Origin of the sequence: Nonomuraea sp. NPDC049486 (assembly GCF_040676925.1) — a bacterium.
Lineage (GTDB): Bacteria > Actinomycetota > Actinomycetes > Streptosporangiales > Streptosporangiaceae > Nonomuraea > Nonomuraea ferruginea.
Genome location: NZ_JBFAPV010000001.1, coordinates 39,209 through 57,223, shown reverse-complemented (window position 1 = coordinate 57,223; position 18,015 = coordinate 39,209). Strand labels below are relative to the sequence as shown.

Here is an 18,015-nt window from a genome sequence, read left to right as displayed (position 1 = left end):
ACCGTCGTATGCCGTGGATCTCGACGCCTTCACCGCGCTGCTGACCCCGCGCGGCCGCGAAGCCCTGGCCGAGGCGCAGGAGCTCGTCGGCGCCGACCCCGTCGCCGCCGCCACGCGGCTGCGCAGGACCCACGACGCCGCGCTCACCTCGGCCGCGCTCACCCAGGCCCGGCTGCGCGAGCGGGCCAAGGCCAAGTTCGGCGCCGACGCCGGGCGCATGTTCTTCACCCCTCACGGCCTGGAGCAGGCGACCAGGGCCGAGGTCGCCGACCACCGGGCGCGGCGGCTGGGCGCGGCTCCCGGGCACCGCGTGGCCGACGCCTGCTGCGGCGTCGGGGGCGACCTGCTGGCGCTGGCGCGGGCCGGCTGCGCGGTCGACGCCGTGGACACCGACCCGCTCTCGGTCGCCGTGGCCAGGGCCAACGCCGAGGCGCTCGGAGTGGCCGACCGGGTGACCGTACGGGTGGGCGACGCCGCCGAGGTGCGGCCGGAGGCCTACGACGTGCTGTTCGCCGACCCCGCCCGGCGCACCTCCAGGGGCAGGACGTTCGACCCGCTCGCCTACTCGCCGTCCTGGCCCGTGGTGCTCGGCCTGCTGGGCAGGGCGCGGGTCGGCTGTGTGAAGGTCGCTCCGGGCATCCCGTACGAGTTCATCCCGGACGACGCGGAGGCCGAATGGGTCTCGTACAAGGGCGAGGTGAAGGAGGCCACGCTGTGGACCGGCCGCCCGCCGGAGGGGGCGCGGCGCGCGACGCTGCTGCCGGGCGGGCACACGCTCACCGCCACCGGCGCCCGCGCGGCCACCGGGCCGGTCGGGCGGTACGTGTACGAGCCGGACGGGGCGGCCGTCAGGGCGCATCTCGTCGGCGAGGTGGCCGAGCTGGTGCGCGGGTGGCTGCCCGACCCGATGATCGCCTACATCTCGGGGGACGAGCCGGTCGACACCCCGTGGGCCACCCGCTACGAAATACAGCACGTGCTGCCGTTCTCGCTGAAGCGGCTCAGGGCCGCGCTGAGGGAGCGCGGAGTGGGCAACGCCGTCATCAAGAAACGCGGCTCGGCGGTCGATATAGAACGCCTGCGGGCCGACCTCAGGCTTTCCGGCGACAGGACCGCCGTGGTCATTCTCACGCGCGTATCCGATAAGCCCACTGTCCTGATCTGCGACCCCAGCCCACCTGCGTGAATGACAAATCAGGGCGATTCACCGATAAGCGCGACGTTTTTCTTCGCCCCTGACGGACCTTGATCGAAAGGCTAAGGTGGGCGGGCGGGAGTCCTCCCCCCTCTTGCGGTGAGCCGCGTTCTCCTTCTTATCTGCAAATCGGACCATCCCACCGCTACGCGGCAGACCGTCGACAGCGAAGGAGCCTTTCGGTGGACCATTCCAACCACACCACTCTGCTGCAGGCGGCGGGTGGCCAGACCGCCATCTCGGAGCGGATGCGGGAGCTGCTGGCGCGCGCCGCCCAGGATCACGTGTACGAGCAGCGCACGCAGGGAGCCGTGCTCGACGAGATCCGCCAGCGGCTGGAGGGCATGGAATGGCTCCTGCGCGAGGTGCGCGAGCGCGAGCTGGGCGGCCTGAGCGGCACCCTGGAGACCGTCAGCGGCAGGCTGGACGACATCGCCGCCAAGCCGCCCCTGTGGGCCGAGGGCCTGGCCCAGCACGTCGAGGCGGTGCGCGACCACGTCGACGCGGTGGGCGAGCAGGTCGGCGGCGTCGACTCGGCCGTGGAGTCGGTCGGCAAGCGCGTCCACCCGGTCATGGAGCTGCCGAAGCTGCGCGCCGACGTCACCGCCGTGTGCGAGGGGATGGAGGAGACGCTGGGCCGGTTGCAGACGGTGGTCGACTTCACCGACGACATGGCCAAGCGGATGGGTGACGTCACGGCCAGGCTGGCGCAGGTGAGCGCGGGCATGGAGGTGGCCGCCGGCCGGTTCACCCGGCTCGACAAGTCGCTGGCCGAGCTCAACTCCCGCACCGACCGCGTCGAGGGCGTGGTGCTCGACCTGTCCGACACCTTCGACGAGCGGGTGGCGAGCGCCGCCCGGGAGGTGCGGGCCCGGGTCGACGAGGTCGGCGAGCACCTGTCCGGGCGCTTCGACGGCGTCGACGGCCGGGTCGACCGGGTCGAGAGCCGGCTCATGGCGCTCGACACCCGGTTCGAGACGGCCGAGGAGAGCCTGGCCGACGTCGACGCCCGCCTGCGCGGCGTGGACGCCCGCGTGACCTCCCACACCGGCCGCTTCGACGCCCTCGACGCCCGCCTGGCCTCCCACGCGGGCCGCTTCGACGCCCTCGACGAGCACCTCGACACGCACACCGGCCGCTTCGACGTGATCGACGAGCGGCTCACCGCCCACGCCGACCGCCTCGACGCCGCGGACACGCGGCTGACCGGCCGCTTCGACGCCGTCGACCGGCACCTCGTCACGTACGCCGACAGGTTCGACGCCATCGACGAGCGGCTGACCGCCCAGGTCGGGCGGTTCGACACGGTCGAGGACCGGCTGACCGCGCAGGACGAGCGCCTGGAGGCCGTCGACGGCCGCCTCGGCAAGGCCGCGGGCCGCCACGAGGACCGCTTCGCCGGCATCGACGACCGCCTGACCTCGCTCGACGGGCGCCTGGGCGAGGCCGAGGAGCGCCTGGCCCACCGGGTCGAGGGCCTCGACGCCCACCTGACCGGCCTCAACACCCGCGCCGAGCAGGCCGGCGAGACCCTGGAGGCGGTCGGCCGCCGCATCGACGGCCTGCCCGCCGCCCTCGGCATCGGCGAGCTGCTCGACACCCACGGCGAACGGCTGACCGAGGCGGCCGCCTCGCTCGCCGAGATCGTCCGCTCCCGCCCCGACCGCGACACGCTCGCCGAGACCGTCTCGGACATCGTCCAGCCCGCCACCACCGACCTCAACAAGCGCCTGGGCGCCCTGGAGGAGACCATGCTGGCGCTCGCCGAAGCACTGCTGCGACCGAGCCGCGCCAAGGACTGACCCGGCTCCCCCGTACGCGAGCCGGCGGAAGGGCGCTGAGCGACGCACGGCGAGTAGGCTCACCATGATCGCCAGCGACAGTGGAGGAGCCGCTCATGACCACCGACCCCACGATGGCCCGGATCGCCCAGGGAGTGGAGTTACATCACCAGCAAGGGCAGCGTGATGCCGCTCGTGACCTGTTCGCGCAGATCTGGGACGACATCGGCGGCGAGCAGGGCGACCCGCTGCATGTCTGCGTCCTCGCCCACTCGATGGCCGACGTGCAGGACGACGTGCACGAGGAACTGACGTGGGACCTGCGGGCGCTCGCCGCCGTCGGCCAGGTCACCGACGAGCGGGTGGCCGAGGCCGGGGTGCCGCTATCGGTGGCCGGCCTGTATCCGTCGTTGCATCTGAACTTGGGTGAGTGCTACCGGAAGCTGGGCGATCTCGGCCGCGCCCGCGAGCACCTCCAGCAGGCGCGGGCCGAGATCGGCGCACTCGGCGACGACGGCTACGGCCGGCTCATCAAGGGCGGGCTGGAGCGGCTGGCCGAACAGCTGGACGAGACCGTCTGAGCGCGCCCGCGCGGTCAGACGTTGACGGTCGTGATCGGCAGGGACGAGTCGGCGGGGATGTCCAGCGCGGAGGGCGCGATCCCGGCAGCCACCAGGTCGGAGCCGAGCGCGGCCACCATGGCGCCGTTGTCGGTGCACAACCCCGGGCGGGGCACGCGCAGCCGCACGCCCGCCGCGTCGCACCGCTCCTGGGCCAGGGCGCGCAGCCGTGAGTTGGCCGCCACCCCGCCGCCGATGAGCAGGTCGTGCACGTCGTACTTCCGGCACGCCTGCAACGCCTTGCGGGTCAGCACGTCGACGACCGCCTCCTGGAACGAGGCCGCCACGTCGGGCACGTGGATGCGCTCGCCCGCGGCCTCGCGGGCCTCCACCCAGCGTGCGACGGCGGTCTTGAGCCCGGAGAAGGAGAAGTCGAGCGTGCCGTCGTCGATCTTGCCGCGAGGGAAGGCGACGGCCGTGCCGGAGCCGTCGCGGGCCGCCTTGTCGATGTACGGGCCGCCGGGGAACGGCAGCCCGAGCACCCGCGCCACCTTGTCGAACGCCTCCCCCGCCGCGTCGTCCACGGTGGACCCGAGCGAGATCACGTCCGCGGCGACGTCGGGCACCAGCAGCAGCGAGGAGTGGCCCCCGGACACCAGCAGGGCGATGCACGGCTTGGGCAGCGGCCCGTGTTCGAGCTGGTCGACGGCGACGTGCGCGGCCAGGTGGTTGACGCCGTAGAGCGGGACGCCCAGGCCGAGGGCGTACGACTTGGCGGCGGCCACGCCGACCAGCAGCGCCCCGGCCAGCCCCGGCCCGGCGGTGACGGCCACCGCGTCGACGTCGGAGAGCTTCACCCCGGCCGCGGCCAGCGCCGCGTCCACGGTGGGCGTCATGGCCTCCAGGTGGGCGCGCGAGGCGACCTCGGGCACCACGCCGCCGTAGCGGGCGTGCTCGTCCATGCTGGAGGCGATGGTGTTGGCCAGCAGCGTGTGGCCCCTGACGAGGCCGATGCCGGTCTCGTCACAGGACGTCTCGATGCCCAGGACCAGGGGTACGTCAGCCATCCTGCTTCCTTCTCATCATGATCGCGTCGGTGCCGTCGTCGTAGTAGCGGCGGCGGGTGCCGATGCTCTCGAACCCGAATCGCTCGTAGAGGCCGCGCGCCACCGGGTTGTCCTCCCGCACCTCCAGGAAGATCTCGCGAGCCCCGCGGCGGCGCGCCTCGGCCAGCAGCTCGGTGAGCATGGCGGCGCCGACGCCGGTGCCGCGGTGGGCCGGCAGCACCGCGATCGTCTGCACGTCGGCCTGGTCGGCGGCGACCGCGACTCCGGCGTAGCCGATGATCACGTCGTCGACCACGGCCACCACGTAGTGTCTGGTGCGCGGCTGGTCGGCCAGCTCGCCGCGCATCATGCCCTCGCTCCACGCGTCGAGCGGGAACGTGGCGCGCTCGATCGCCATGACCTCCGGCAGGTCGCCCTCGGTCATCTGGCGCAGCCTCACGCCGTCACCCGCTTGGGCGCGCCCGGCACGGCCGCGTCGGGGCGGCGCAGGTAGATCGGGCGGGCCTCGTCGAGCGGCACGCCCGCCGCGATGCGCTCGGCCGCCAGCGCGGCCAGGAACCCGGCGTGCGGGTAGGCGGGCTCGCGGGCCGGGCCGAGCGCGCCGGGGTAGAGACCGGCTCCGGCGCCGACCACCGGCAGGCCCTCGACGGGCACCTCGGCGGGCTTGTCGACGGAGGGGCCGTCGAGCCTGGTGCGCCGGTCGGCGTAGCGGGCCCAGAAGACCTCCTTGCGCCGCGCGTCGGTCGCCACCAGGAACGGCTCGTCGAGGCCGCTGCCGTACGCCAGCGCGTCGAGGGTGCAGATGCCGTGGGCGGGCACGCCGAGCGTGGCCGCCAGCGCCTGCGCGGTCATCAGCCCGACGCGCAGGCCGGTGTAGGGGCCGGGGCCGCGGCCCGCGACGACGGCCGTCACCTCGCGCAGCGGCACGCCCGCCTCGGCGAGCACCCGCTCGACGGCCGGCGCCAACAGCTCGCCGTGGCGGCGCGCGTCGATCGTCGTGGATTCGGCGAGCACCCGCTCGCCGTCGTGGACAGCGGCGGTGACGGCGGGCGTCGCGGTGTCAAAGGCCAGGACCAGCACGACTGTTTAGCCTACCCGCGGCTCACACCCCACCGCGCCCGTACGCGCTCCTCAGGCCCAGCCCGTGCGGTGGCGCAGCCACTCCAGCGCCTCGACGCCCTGCGCGTGCTGGAAGGCGCGCAGGGTGGGCAGCCCCGGCGGGGCCGGCTGACGGCTCTGCCGCAGGAAGAAGCCGGTCAGCCCGGCCAGCGCGGCGGTGATGGCCGGGGCCGGGTCGGGCAGCAGCTCCTGCGGCGGCGGTCCGCCCTGCATGGCCACCGACGGCAGCATGGCCATGAGGTCGAACCAGGCGGCTCCCGTGCACGCCCACGGCCAGTCGACGACGTACACCCGGTCACCGGCCACCAGCAGGTTGTCGGCGCGCAGGTCGGAGTGGAGCAGCGTGTCGCCCGCGGCCCCCTCGGCCCAGCCGGACTCCAGCTCGGCCAGCGCGGCGAGATGGCGCAGCGCCCACGGGTCGAGCCCGGCGGTGTCCTCGCCCAGCAGCCTGCGCCAGCCGCGGAACGCGTCACCGAACCGCTCCGCGATGGGCGGCGCGTCGATCGGCGACGGCGTCAGCTCGGCGCCCATCCGGCGCACGGCGGCCAGCACCAGGTCCAGCTCGTCGCGGCGCCACGGCGTCACCGGATGGCGCCCCTCGATGTCCTCGAACACCAGCGTCACCCAGCCGTCGAGCTCGAAGGAGGTGAGCAGCCGGGGAGCGGGCACGGCGGCGGGCAGCGCGGCGGAGATCGCGGCCTCCGCCCGGTAGATGAGGACGGAGTCGGGGTTCCGCTCCGGGCTCACGGTCTTGACGAAGGCCCGGCGGCCCCCGTCGGTGCGCAGCCGCACCGCCGCGGCCGGGGAGAAGCCGCCGTCCTGGGTGACCGCCTCGGCCACCCGGCCGCCGAGGAACTCCTCGACGGCGGCGCGCACGCCGGCGTGGACGTCCTGCCAGGGCACGCGCACGCCGGTCGCCGGCGGGTTCGTCCGAGTGCTCATGCGTCCATGATCGGGTGCGGGGCAACCGGTTTTAGGCGCGCGACGCGTACACGATGATGTTGTCGACGTACTCGCCCTGGGCCGCGTCGAACCTTCCGCCGCAGGTCACGAGCTTGAGCCCGTCCTCGACGTACACCTTCCTGAGCGGGAACTCGTCCTTGTGCACCTGCTCGACGGCGTCGACCTTGTACGTGACGGTCTTGCCGTCGCTCCGCTCGACCCGTACCTTCGAGCCCTTGCGCAGGTGGCGGAGCTTGTAGAACACGGCGGGAGCGGTCTTGGTGTCGACGTGGCCGATGATCACCGAGGCGCCCTTCTCGCCGGGCACCACGCTGCCGGTGTACCAGCCCGCCATCTCGGGCTTCTCGTAGGGCGGCAGCTCGACCTCGCCGTTCTTCACGCCGAGCTTCATCAGCGGCGCCTCGACGTCGATCGACGGGATGCCGATGGTCTCGGGCACGACCGCGGCCGCGGCCTGCTCGGGCTGCTGCATGCTCTGACCGAAGGCGACCAGCACCAGGCCCGTGACGGCGCCCGCGAGCACCACCCGTCCGGAACTCGCCATGACTAGGACCGGCGGCGCTTGACCGCCACGCCGACGCCGACGGCGAGCGCCAGCCCGATGGCCGCGCCGACGCCGCCGAGCGGGATCGGCGTGCCCTCGTCGACTTCCTTGCCGAACGTGCCGCCGCCGCCCGCCCTGGGCGCCCTGGTGGGCACGTCGCTGGGCAGCGGTTCCGCGCGGGCCACGCGCAGGGTGGCGCGGCCCGAGTGGTTGGTGCCGTCGCACTTGACGTCCACGCGGTACGAGCCGCGCCGGACCGTTCCGGAGATCTGCGCCTGACCGCGCACCCAGTCGCCCCCGGCGTTGCCGGTCGGGCTGGGCGTGCCGCCCGAGGTGGTCGGGTTGAGCGTGACCCCGCTGACGAACGCCCTGGACGTGGCGGTGCCGGTGTGGGCGGGCCCGCCCTGCGGCGCCGGGCAGTTGGCCAGGATCCACACGGTGGAGCTCTCGCCCGCGGTGACGCGGTCGGGGTTGAGCTGGACCGAGATGGAGGAGACCGCCGGAGTGGCGGTCGCCGTGGCCGTCGTGGTTGCGGTGGTCGTGGCGGTCGGCTGGCCCGTGCCTGTCGGGCTGCCGGTCGGCGTGGAGCTCTCCGCCGGTGTCTGCGCCTCCGCCGCGCAGCCCATGAGGCCGATCATGAGGATGGCCCCCGCATAAGCGACTCGCCTGACCCTGAGCACCGCCGCACCCCACTCCGCCGCTCTTTTCCTAGCATCCACCGGTTTCGTGGATACCGCCCTCCTGATACCCAGATTTTCTGGGCCAACCCTTACCAATGATCATGTTTCTCGTCATGGCGAAGGTACGTCAAGGGTGTCAGCATGACCCGGAGTTGGTGCGGGTTTTACTCTTGTGCGGCGTCAGTCGGCGTGTCGGCCCAGCGCGGGCCGACGCCGCGCAGGGTCACGGTGCGGGCGTCGTCGCCCGACTCGCGGTCGATGTGGATCTCCAGGCGGTCTTCGGCGAGCCCTTCGACCAAGCCCTCGCCCCACTCGACGACCGTCACCGACTCCTCCAGCGAGGCGTCGAGGTCGAGGTCGTCCACCTCCAGGTCGCCGCCGAGCCGGTAGGCGTCGGCGTGGACCAGCGCGGGGCCGCCGCACAGCGACGGGTGCACCCGGGCGATGACGAACGTGGGCGAGGTGATCGGCCCCCGCACCTTGAGCCCTTCGGCGATGCCCTGCACGAGCGTGGTCTTGCCGGCGCCGAGCGGGCCCGACAGGACCAGCAGGTCGCCGGGGCGCAGCAGGGATGCCAAGCGCGTGCCGTACGCGCGCGTCTCCTCGGCGGTGCGCAGCCTCACACGCCCACCCTCTTGATCAGGTCGCGGAGCGCGTCGGTGACGGCGCCGGGACGTTCGAGCTGGATCAGGTGCGAGGTGTCGGGCACCTCGATGAACTGGGCCTTGGGCAGCGCCTCGGCCATGGCGCGGCTGTGGTCAGGGGGAGTCAGCCAGTCCTGGTCACCGACCATGATCGCGGTCGGCACCGGGTCGAGCACGTGCAGCGCGGACAGCTTGTCGTGGTTCATCAGCGCGGGATAGAAGTCGGCGACCACCTCGGTCGGGGTCGCCCTGATCATGGACTCGGCGAAGTCGACGAGGGTGGGGCTGACGTTCTTGGAGTCGCCGAAGGCCATGTAGCGGGTCAGCAGGAAGGCGATGTCGCTGCCCGCGTGGCGGGTGCGGTCGACGAGCGAGCCCCGGCGGCCGAGCATCGACACCGTGGTCGGGGCGACCTTGTGGACGGCCTTGGACACCAGCGCGGGCAGCCCGAGCGTCAGCTCGGCCAGCTTGCCCGCGGAGGTGGCGATGAGGGCGACGCCGCGCACCCGGTCGCCGAACAGCTCCGGGTGGCGGTCGGCGAGCGCCATGATCGTCATGCCGCCCATGGAGTGGCCGACGAGCACGCACGGCCCCGGCACGAACTGGTCGAGCACCTCGGCCAGGTCGTCGCCGAGCCGGTCGATCGAGGTGTCGCCGGAGACGGCGCGCTGGGAGCGGCCGTGCGAGCGCTGGTCCCACACCACGACGCGGTGGTGCTCGCGCAGGTCCCTGCGCTGGTAGTGCCACGATTCGAGACTGAGACAGTAGCCATGGCACAGCACGACGGTCAGCGGCGCGTCGTGTCCGTCGTCGCCGCCTTCCTCCTGGGGCCTTCGCTCCTCCGGCCCGTCGACCTCGACGTGCAGGGCCACGCCGTCGGAGGTGATGAGCGTGTGGGAGCTGCCGCCCAGCTCGCCGAAGGGCTCGCTGGCCTCCAGGTCGGGGCGGAGGCGGATGCGGCCGACCGCGTAGCGCTTGGCCATGGCCGCGGCCGCGATGCCCGCGGACGCCGCGCCGACGAGCGCGCCGGCGATCCCGAACCTGCGGCGTGTTGTCGTCGTCATGTCCTCTGTCCCTCGTAGACCCTCGGCACGCGCGCCCCGATCCTCGTCACGATCTCATGCGTGATCGTGCCGAGGGTATCCGCCCACTCCTGAGCGGTCGGCTCGCCCTGGTCTCCCGGTCCGAACAGGACGACCTCGTCGCCTGCCCGCAACGGGTCGTCACCCACATCGATCATGAACTGGTCCATGCACACGCGGCCGGCCACCCGCCTTCGCCTGCCGCCGGCCAGCACCTCCGCGCGGTCGGTCGCGTGACGCAGGATCCCGTCGGCGTAGCCGAGCGGGACCAGGCCGAGCGTGGTCTCGCGGCCGGTCACGTAGAGGTGCCCATAGGACACCCCCGAGCCCTCCGCCACCCGTTTGACCATGGCGAGGCGCGCGACGAGCGTCATGGCCTGGCGCAGCCCGAAGTCGCCCAGCTCGGGGACGGGGCTCAGGCCGTAGACGGCGATGCCGGCGCGCACCATGTCGAAGTGCGTCCTGGGCAGGGTCATCACGGCGGCCGAGTTGGCGAGGTGCCTGATCACGTGGGAGCCGGCCAAGCCCGCCTGCTCGGCCAGTTTGAGCGCGGTCTCGAAGGCGTCGGTCTGGGATTCGACGGCTGGATGGCCGGGGATGTCGGCGCAGGCGAAGTGTGACCAGATGCCGACGACCTCGACGGCGCCTTCCGCCTGCAGTTCCAGCGCCTTGCGCAGCAGGCCAGGCCAGGCGGCGAGCGGCGCGCCGCCCCTGCTCATGCCGGTGTCGGCCTCCAGGTGGACGCGGGCGGTGACGCCGGTGGCGCGGGCGGCGGCGGCGATCTCGCCGAGCAGCCGCTCGTCTGAGGCCGACACCTCGACGTCGGCCCCGATCGCCTCGCCTATCGGCTCGCCGGGCGTGATGAGCCAGGCCAGGATCGGCGCGGTGACGCCGGCGGCGCGCAGGTCGAGCGCCTCCTGGACGAACGCGGTGCCGAGCCGGCCCGCGCCGGCCTCCAGCATGGCCTCGGAGGCGGGCACCAGCCCGTGCCCGTAGGCGTCGGCCTTGACGGCGGTCATCAGCTCGGCGCCGGACGCCCGCTCGCGCAGCAGCGCCACGTTGTGCCTGATCGCGGTCAGGTCTACCCGCGCCTCCGCGGGCGTCGCCATCGGGGAGCTCATCCTTCTAGTTTGGCAGCTCCTGAACGTGGTCGAGCGCGATTTCCGCCGCTCAGAACCCCGATGACGGCAGGGCCCACGATCTCGCCGCTCACGGCACCCGGCTCCGCGGGCTTTCTTCGTCCAGCGCCCGGATGGCGGCGGGGAGCGCCTCGGCCACCGCGGCGGCTGTGAGCGGCGCTCCGTCGGCGGCGATCCTCCCGGCCAGGCCGTGCAGGTAGGCGGCGCACGAGCCGGCGTCCCGCGCGCCGAGCCCCTGGGCGAGCAGCGATCCCGCGATGCCGGACAGCACGTCGCCGGTGCCGCCGGTGGCCAGCCACGGCGTGCCCGTGCCGTTGACCCGGGCCGGCTCGCCCTCCTCGGCGACGACCGTGGTGGACCCCTTGAGCAGCACGGTGACGCCCAGCTCGGCCGCCGCCGCCCGCGCGTGCGCGAGCGGCGCCGCCTCGATGTCACCGCGCGCCGCCCCGGTCAGCCGCGCCAGCTCGCCCGCGTGCGGGGTGATCAGGACCGGCGCGGTACGGCGGAGCAGCGAGACGTCGTGGGCCACGACGTTCAGGCCGTCGGCGTCCACCAGCACGGGCACGTCGGTGGCGAGCACCCGCAGGACCAGCTCGCGGGCCCATCGGCCGGTGCCGAGCCCGGGCCCGAGCACCCACGCCTGCACCCGGCCCACGTCGTCGATCGACGGCTCGTCCAGCTCGGTCACGACCGCCTCGGGCCAGCGGGCCCGCACCTGTCCGACCGGCCGGGAGGGCCCGGCGTAGCGGACCATGCCCGCCCCTGCGTGCAGCGCGCCGCCGACGGCGAGCACCGCGGCGCCGGTGTACTGGTCGCTGCCCGCGACGACGCCGACCACTCCCCTGCGGTACTTGTCGGAGGCGGCCGCCGGGCGCGGCAGCGTGGCCCGTACGGACGCGCGGGTGAGCGCGGTGACGTCAGGGCCTGGCAGGTACGGGCCGAGCCCGATGTCGATCAGCTCCACCCGGCCCGCGTGTGCGGCGCCCGGGTCGACCAGCAGGCCGGTCTTGAGCGCCCCCATCGTGACCGTGACCGCCGCCCGGACCGCGCCCCCCTCGACCCTGCCGGTGGAGGCGTCGACGCCGCTGGGCACGTCCACGGCGACGACCGGCGCGGCGGCGTGACCGGCCGTCTCGGCCAGCCCGGCGTACGGCTCGCGCAACGCCCCCGACGCCCCGATCCCGACCAGCCCGTCGACGATCAGGTCTGCGCCCTCGACGGCACGGCGGACGTCGTCGCCGTCACCGGGCTTCCGGGACACCCCGCCCGCGGCCAGGAGCGCGGCCAGGCCCGCCTCGTGGACGCGGGAGCCGGCGAGCACCGCCGTCACCCCCGCGCCGCGCCTGGCGAGGACCGCCCCGGCGTGGAGGGCGTCGCCGCCGTTGTCGCCGCTGCCCACGAGCAGCACGACGCAGCTCCCGTACACGCGGGGAAGCATGGCGGCGCAGACGGCGGCCAGCCCGGTCGCGGCGCGCAGCATGAGCGTGCCCTGCGGCAGGGTGGCCATCAGCGCGCGCTCGGCGGTCCTGATCTGGTCGGCGGTGTAGGCGGTGAACACCCTGACCAAACTATCCTTCGGCGATCACGTAAGCCATCGCGACGCCGCCGTCGTGGCTCAGCGAGACGTGCCAGCGCTGGACCCCCAGCCGGCGGGCGACCTCGGCGGCCTCGCCGGTGACGCACAGCTCGGGCCTGCCGCTGCGGTCGCGGCGCACCTCGGCCTCCAGGTGGCTCAGCCCGCGCGGCGCGCCGAGCGCCTTGGCCACGGCCTCCTTGGCGGCGAACCTGGCGGCCAGCGACTGGATCGCGAGATCCCGCTCGACCTCGGTGAACAGCCTCTCGCGCAGCGCGGGTGTGCGCTCCAGAGCGTCGCGGAAGCGTGCGATGTCGACCACGTCGACCCCGATGCCGAGGATCATCGCCCCAGGTTACCCCCAGAAGATCCGCTCGACGGGGACGTCAGAAGGCGCCTCGTGCCCAGGGACCCCAGATGGCGATCGTGCGGCCCCGCTCCGCCTGGACGTTCACGTACAGGGTGTGCCCGCCGGGCCCGAACGTGGTGCCGGCGAACTCGGCGCCGGGATCGCCCGGGATGGGCTCCAGGCGGCAGAAGTCGAAGATCTCCCCGTTCCTGGTGAGCCCGCGCAGGTAGTTGTCGCCGTCGCCGTCCTCGCAGAGCACGAGCGTGCCGCGGCCGCTGACCGTCACGTTGTCGGGCAGGTCGAGGGCGGCGGCGCGGGGCGACTGGTAGACGAGCCTGAGCGTGCCGCTCCACGTCTCGTACGCCCAGACCTGGCCGCGCCCGTCGCCGAAGCCGTCGGGCGGGTCGTCGTCCGGGGCCGCGTCGCCGCCCTGCGTGGAGACGAAGTAGATGGTGCCCCGGTGGTGGACGGCGCCTTCGAGCCTGGCGAAGACCGCCGCGCCCGCTGCCCTGCCCTGCCCGCCGACGGCCTTCCCTGCCTGGGCCCTGGACGTCCCGGCGGGCAGTGCGGGGTCGGGCTCCTCGATGTCCACCCAGGTGGTGGCGAACGTGCCGCCGGTGCGGTGTCCCACGGACAGGTCGGCGCGCGGCTCGCCCTTGACCGCGAGCATCTGCAGCTTGCCGCCGTCGAGCAGCCTCCCGGCCCGCATCGGGTGCTCCGGCGCGACGTACCGGTAGAAACCCGAGGGATGGTGGTAGTTGTCCTCGGTGAGATAGAGGGTGCCGGTGGCGGGGTCGAAGGCGGCGGACTCGTGCGCGAACCGTCCCGCGGCCCTGATCGGCCGGCCGCTGGCGGCGCCCTTCAGGGGGACCTCGAAGACGTAGCCGTGCTTCCTGGTCAGCCGGTCGTTGCCGGCGCCTGCCACGTCGGGGCCGTCCACGGTCTCCTCGCAGCTGATCCAGGCGCCCCACGGCATGGGGCCGCCGGAGCAGTTCCGCAGTGTGCCGCTGAGTGACGGGCCGCTCTTGAGCACCTCGCCTTCGCGGGTGACCCGCAGGGTGAAGGCGCCGCCGCCGGCCATCCTGTCGTAGGCGAGACCAGGGTCGCCGAACGCGCTGACGGGGCCGCCGACCTCGTGGTTGCGGACGAGGATCGCGGTGTCGCGCGGGCCACGGAACGCGGCCATGCCGTCGTGGCTGCCCGGCACCACGCCGCCGCCGGGTAACCGCTCACCGGCCGCGCCGAACGAGCGGTAGCGGAAGCCCTCGGGCAGGTGCAGCCGGACCTCGCCGTCGGCCAGGTCGCGCACCGGTCTCAGCCGCCCGTAACCTCCGCGCGGCCCGTCCCCCGTGACGGGCACGGCGCCGTCGCGCGCGCCCGCGCACGCGACCCCCGCGAACGGCCCGGCCGCCAGCACGGCCGCCCTGGCCAGGAAGCTGCGACGGTCCACACGACCTCCGAGACGGCGACGACTACCCGCACGATAACCCCAGGTATCCCCACCATTCCGGCGAATCCTGCATCCTTCCCCGAACTGGTTATCGGTAATCCCCCGTTTTCATCCACAGCCTGTGGATACCCCGGCTGATGGGCGAGCTGGACCGCGTCGTTACGCTGCCAAGGTGAACAACGGTTACGTTGAACTGAGCAGGGAGCAGTGGAGCGACCTCCGCAAGAACACGCCCTTGACTCTCACCGCGGACGAGCTGGAAGAGCTGCGCGGCGTTGACGACCCCATCGACCTCACCGAAGTGACCGACATCTATCTGCCGCTGACCCGGCTGCTCAACCTCCATTTCACCGGATCCAAGCAGCGCAGCAGCGTGCTGAGCGCCTTCCTCGGGCATCACGAGCGGCGCGTGCCGTACGTCCTGGGCATCGCGGGCAGCGTCGCGGTCGGCAAGTCGACGACGGCGCGGCTGCTCCACACGCTGCTGGCGAGGTGGCCGGAGCATCCGCACGTGGAGTTGGTGACGACGGACAGCTTCCTCTATCCGAACGCGGTGCTGGAGTCCAAGGGCATCATGCATCGCAAGGGCTTCCCCGAGAGCTACGACCGGCGGGCGCTGGTGCGGTTCGTGGCGGAGGTGAAGGCGGGGGCGGCCGAGGTGCACGCGCCGGTCTACAGCCATCTGGAGTACGACATCGTCCCCGGCGCCTCCCAGGTCGTGAAAAATCCAGACATCCTCATCATGGAAGGGCTCAACGTCCTCCAGCCCGCCCCGCCCACCTCCCTCGCCGTCAACGACTACTTCGACTTCTCCATCTACGTCGACGCCAAGGTGGAACACGTCCGCACGTGGTACGTCGACCGCTTCCACAAGCTCCGCCGCACCGCCTTCGAAGACCCCAAGTCCTACTTCAAGTACATCGCGGACATGCCGTACGACGAGGCGACGAAGTTCGCCGTCAACGTCTGGCGCGACATCAACGAACGCAACCTGATCGACAACATCGCCCCCACCCGCGGCCGCGCCGACCTGGTCATGCACAAGGGCCGCGACCACTCCGTCCGGCGGGTGGTGCTGCGCAGGACCTGATCCCTGAGGAGGACCCTGGCCGGGGCCCCGATGCCGGACTCAGGGATGACACCCATTCATCCCTTGGGACGACGATTCGCGGCATCCCCGGCCGGTAGGGTCCGGGGCATGCACATCCTCGCCATCGAGGGGCTGACCAAACGCTTCCCCACCGTCACGGCGCTCGACCGGCTCACGGTCACCGTCGGTCCCGGCGTCACCGGCCTCGTCGGGGCGAACGGCGCGGGCAAATCGACGCTCATCAAGATCCTGCTCGGCCTGCTGCCGGTGTCCGAGGGCCGGGCCGCCGTGCTCGGCCTCGACGCCTTAACCCAGAGCGCCGAGATCCGCAGGCTGGTCGGCTACATGCCGGAGCACGAGTGCCTGCCGCCCGACGTGTCCGCGACCGAGCTGGTCGTCCACCTCGCGCGGATGTCGGGGCTGCCGCGCACCGCCGCCCGCGAGCGCGCCGCCGACGTGCTGCGCCACGTCGGCCTCGCCGAAGAGCGCTACCGCCCGATCGGCGGCTACTCCACCGGCATGAAGCAGCGGGTCAAGCTCGCCCAGGCGATCGTCCACGACCCCAAGCTGATCTTCCTCGACGAGCCGACCAACGGGCTCGACCCCCGGGGCCGCGACGAGATGCTGACCCTGATCCGGCGCATCGGCACCGAGTTCGGCATCAGCGTGCTCGTCACCTCCCACCTGCTCGGCGAGCTGGAGCGGGTCTGCGACCACGTCATCGTGATCGACGCCGGCCGGCTGCTGCGCTCGTCCGCCATCACCGAGTTCACCCAGGCCACCGAGACCATCACGGTCGAGGTCGAGGAGGGCTCCGACGCGCTGGCCGGGCGGCTGGCCGAGCTGGGCCAGACCGTCACTCCGCACGGCCGCATGCTCCTCGTCAAGGTGCGCGGCCCCGAGACCTACGACGCCGTCCGCGACGCCACCGCCGACCTCGACCTGTGCCTCATCCGCCTGGAGCAGGGCCGCAACCGCATCGAGGACGTCTTCAGGGGGGAGGCCGCCCATGTCTGAGATCTACGACATCGGCTACCGCCACTACGACGGCCCCCGGCTGGGCCGCCACCACACCGTGCTGGCGCTGGGGGTCCACAGCCTGCGCGGCGTCTTCGGCCTCGGCCGGCCCGCCCGATCCAAGATCATGCCGTTCTCGCTGGCCGCCATCATGATGTTCCCCGTCGTGGTGTCGATCGCGACGATGGCGATGATCCAGCAGCGGGTCGGCGACTACAGCGGCTACGCCGTGGTCATGCAGGCCGTGGTGGCCATCTTCCTGGCCTCCCAGGCGCCCACCGTGGTCGCCCCCGACCTGCGCCACCGCGTCCTGCCGCTCTACCTCTCCCGCCCGGTCACCATCACCGAGTACGTCGGAGCCAAGGTCGCGGCCATGACCGTGGCGCTGTTCCTGCTGGTGGCCGTCCCGCTGACGGTGATGTTCGTCGGCGACCTCCTCGTCGACATGCCCGGCCCGCCGCCCACCGGCGAATACCTCGGCGCGGTGACCATGGCCGCGGTGCTGGCCGTGCTGCTGTCCACCGTGGGGCTGGCGCTGGCCGCGCTGACGCCCCGGCGCGGGCTCGGCGTCGCCTCGGTGATCACCGTCTACCTGCTGACCACCGGCGCGGCGCCGATGATCTACGCCGCGCTCTACGAGTCCGGTTACCGGTCGGAAGGCGCCTGGGGCTGGCTGATCAACCCGTTCTGGCTGGTCGACGCCGCGCAGGTGTGGCTGTTCGGCAGCACCGCCCACGTCCCCGACGGCGCCTACCCCGGGGGCCCGGCGCCGATCCTGATCGTGCTGGCCCTCATCGCCGCCGCCGTGGCGGTCCTGTCTGCGCGCTACCGGAAGGCGGCCTCGCAGTGAAGATCGAGCTCTCCCAGGTCTCCCGCTGGTACGGCAACGTCGTCGCGGTCAACGACGTCACCATGACGATCGGGCCCGGCGTCACCGGCCTGCTCGGGCCCAACGGAGCCGGCAAGTCGACGCTCCTCCACATGATGGCCGGGTTCCTGTCCCCCTCCGGCGGCACCGTCACCCTCGACGGCGCCGCCGTCTGGAAGAACCACCACGTCTACCGCGACATCGGCCTGGTGCCCGAGCGCGAGGGCGTCTACGGCTTCCTGACCGGCTGGCAGTTCGTGCTCTCGGCGGCCAGGCTCCACGGCCTGCCCAACCCGGAGGAGGCCGCCCGCAAGGCCCTGGCCACGGTCGAGATGGAGGAGCCGAAGGACCGCCGGGTCGAGACCTACTCCAAGGGCATGCGCCAGCGGGTCAAGGTCGCCGCCGCGCTCGTCCACGACCCCGGCGTGCTGCTGCTCGACGAGCCCTTCAACGGCATGGACCCACGCCAGCGGCTCCACCTGATGGACCTCATCCGGTCGATGGGCACCGCAGGCAAGACCATCCTGTTCAGCTCCCACATCCTGGAGGAGGTCGAGCGGGTCGCCCAGCACATCGAGGTGCTGGTCTCGGGCCGCCACGCCGCCTCGGGCAACTTCCGCGACATCCGCCGGCTCATGACCGACCGGCCCCACCTGTTCAGGATCCGCTCCAGCGACGACCGCAAGCTCGCCGCCGCCCTCATCCGCGACGACTCCGCCGGGGGCGTCACGCTCAGCCTCGACGGCCTGGAGGTGCAGGCCACCGAGTTCCGCCGGTTCGCCAGGCTGCTCCCCCGCGTGGCTCGCGACCAGGGCGTGCGCCTGCACGAGGTGTCACCCGCCGACGAGGACCTGGAGAGCGTCTTCTCCTACCTGATCAACAGGAGCAGCTGAC

The 18,015-nt window shown here is 72.9% G+C and carries 19 protein-coding genes; 7 read left to right on the top strand and 12 right to left on the bottom strand.

The window, feature by feature from the left end; all coding sequences use genetic code 11:
* Window positions 1-13: 13 nt before the first annotated feature.
* The 3 genes from AB0K05_RS00345 (at window position 14) to AB0K05_RS00335 (ending at window position 3,557) form a co-directional block, all read left to right on the top strand.
* Window positions 14-1,186, top strand: a complete 1,173-nt coding sequence (locus AB0K05_RS00345; RefSeq protein ID WP_364225200.1) for a methyltransferase domain-containing protein — start codon at window positions 14-16, stop codon at window positions 1,184-1,186.
* A 191-nt stretch (window positions 1,187-1,377) separates the two neighbouring features.
* Window positions 1,378-2,997, top strand: coding sequence for a hypothetical protein (locus tag AB0K05_RS00340; RefSeq protein WP_364225197.1), 1,620 nt, complete (start codon window positions 1,378-1,380; stop codon window positions 2,995-2,997).
* A 95-nt stretch (window positions 2,998-3,092) separates the two neighbouring features.
* Window positions 3,093-3,557: a tetratricopeptide repeat protein gene (locus tag AB0K05_RS00335; RefSeq protein ID WP_364225194.1), complete on the top strand. Its 465-nt coding sequence runs from the start codon at window positions 3,093-3,095 to the stop codon at window positions 3,555-3,557.
* Between the two features lie 14 nt (window positions 3,558-3,571).
* Here the strand turns inward: AB0K05_RS00335 and tsaD are convergent, their stop codons facing one another.
* The 12 genes from tsaD to AB0K05_RS00275 form a co-directional block, all read right to left on the bottom strand.
* Window positions 3,572-4,603: a tRNA (adenosine(37)-N6)-threonylcarbamoyltransferase complex transferase subunit TsaD gene (gene tsaD / locus AB0K05_RS00330; protein ID WP_364225191.1), complete on the bottom strand. Its 1,032-nt coding sequence runs from the start codon at window positions 4,601-4,603 to the stop codon at window positions 3,572-3,574.
* Window positions 4,596-5,027, bottom strand: a complete 432-nt coding sequence (gene rimI / locus AB0K05_RS00325; RefSeq protein ID WP_271274761.1) for a ribosomal protein S18-alanine N-acetyltransferase — start codon at window positions 5,025-5,027, stop codon at window positions 4,596-4,598. The genes tsaD and rimI overlap by 8 nt, the downstream gene beginning before the upstream one ends.
* An 11-nt stretch (window positions 5,028-5,038) precedes the next feature.
* Complete coding sequence (gene tsaB / locus AB0K05_RS00320) at window positions 5,039-5,683, bottom strand: tRNA (adenosine(37)-N6)-threonylcarbamoyltransferase complex dimerization subunit type 1 TsaB (RefSeq protein ID WP_148036821.1); 645 nt, start codon at window positions 5,681-5,683, stop codon at window positions 5,039-5,041.
* A 51-nt stretch (window positions 5,684-5,734) separates the two neighbouring features.
* Window positions 5,735-6,664 (bottom strand): hypothetical protein, encoded by a 930-nt coding sequence (locus AB0K05_RS00315; protein ID WP_364225187.1) that lies wholly within the window; start codon window positions 6,662-6,664, stop codon window positions 5,735-5,737.
* A 31-nt stretch (window positions 6,665-6,695) separates the two neighbouring features.
* Window positions 6,696-7,229, bottom strand: a complete 534-nt coding sequence (locus AB0K05_RS00310; RefSeq protein WP_187281616.1) for a class F sortase — start codon at window positions 7,227-7,229, stop codon at window positions 6,696-6,698.
* Between the two features lie 2 nt (window positions 7,230-7,231).
* Complete coding sequence (locus tag AB0K05_RS00305) at window positions 7,232-7,867, bottom strand: hypothetical protein (RefSeq protein WP_364225184.1); 636 nt, start codon at window positions 7,865-7,867, stop codon at window positions 7,232-7,234.
* Window positions 7,868-8,073: 206 nt separating this feature from the next.
* Window positions 8,074-8,532 carry a tRNA (adenosine(37)-N6)-threonylcarbamoyltransferase complex ATPase subunit type 1 TsaE gene (gene tsaE / locus AB0K05_RS00300; protein ID WP_148036817.1) on the bottom strand — a complete coding sequence of 153 codons (459 nt, stop codon included), beginning with the start codon at window positions 8,530-8,532 and terminating at the stop codon, window positions 8,074-8,076.
* On the bottom strand, window positions 8,529-9,617 hold the full coding sequence (locus AB0K05_RS00295) for an alpha/beta hydrolase (RefSeq protein WP_364225180.1): 1,089 nt from the start codon (window positions 9,615-9,617) through the stop codon (window positions 8,529-8,531). Before AB0K05_RS00295 ends, tsaE begins: the two co-directional genes overlap by 4 nt.
* Window positions 9,614-10,744, bottom strand: a complete 1,131-nt coding sequence (gene alr / locus AB0K05_RS00290) for an alanine racemase (protein WP_364226695.1) — start codon at window positions 10,742-10,744, stop codon at window positions 9,614-9,616. The genes AB0K05_RS00295 and alr overlap by 4 nt, the downstream gene beginning before the upstream one ends.
* A gap of 100 nt (window positions 10,745-10,844) precedes the next feature.
* On the bottom strand, window positions 10,845-12,332 hold the full coding sequence (locus AB0K05_RS00285; RefSeq protein WP_364225177.1) for an NAD(P)H-hydrate dehydratase: 1,488 nt from the start codon (window positions 12,330-12,332) through the stop codon (window positions 10,845-10,847).
* Between the two features lie 10 nt (window positions 12,333-12,342).
* A complete protein-coding gene (locus tag AB0K05_RS00280; RefSeq protein WP_148036814.1) occupies window positions 12,343-12,693 on the bottom strand; it encodes a holo-ACP synthase in 351 nt (116 codons plus the stop codon).
* 40 nt (window positions 12,694-12,733) lie between these two features.
* Window positions 12,734-14,146, bottom strand: coding sequence for an alkaline phosphatase PhoX (locus AB0K05_RS00275; RefSeq protein WP_364225173.1), 1,413 nt, complete (start codon window positions 14,144-14,146; stop codon window positions 12,734-12,736).
* A gap of 172 nt (window positions 14,147-14,318) precedes the next feature.
* Here AB0K05_RS00275 and coaA point away from each other — a divergent pair, with 172 nt between their 5' ends.
* The 4 genes from coaA (at window position 14,319) to AB0K05_RS00255 (ending at window position 18,014) form a co-directional block, all read left to right on the top strand.
* On the top strand, window positions 14,319-15,236 hold the full coding sequence (coaA, locus tag AB0K05_RS00270; RefSeq protein WP_148036812.1) for a type I pantothenate kinase: 918 nt from the start codon (window positions 14,319-14,321) through the stop codon (window positions 15,234-15,236).
* 108 nt (window positions 15,237-15,344) lie between these two features.
* Window positions 15,345-16,253 (top strand): ABC transporter ATP-binding protein, encoded by a 909-nt coding sequence (locus AB0K05_RS00265; RefSeq protein ID WP_364225170.1) that lies wholly within the window; start codon window positions 15,345-15,347, stop codon window positions 16,251-16,253.
* Complete coding sequence (locus AB0K05_RS00260) at window positions 16,246-17,103, top strand: ABC transporter permease (RefSeq protein WP_364225167.1); 858 nt, start codon at window positions 16,246-16,248, stop codon at window positions 17,101-17,103. Before AB0K05_RS00265 ends, AB0K05_RS00260 begins: the two co-directional genes overlap by 8 nt.
* Window positions 17,100-18,014, top strand: coding sequence for an ABC transporter ATP-binding protein (locus AB0K05_RS00255; protein ID WP_148036809.1), 915 nt, complete (start codon window positions 17,100-17,102; stop codon window positions 18,012-18,014). The genes AB0K05_RS00260 and AB0K05_RS00255 overlap by 4 nt, the downstream gene beginning before the upstream one ends.
* Window position 18,015: the final 1 nt, after the last annotated feature.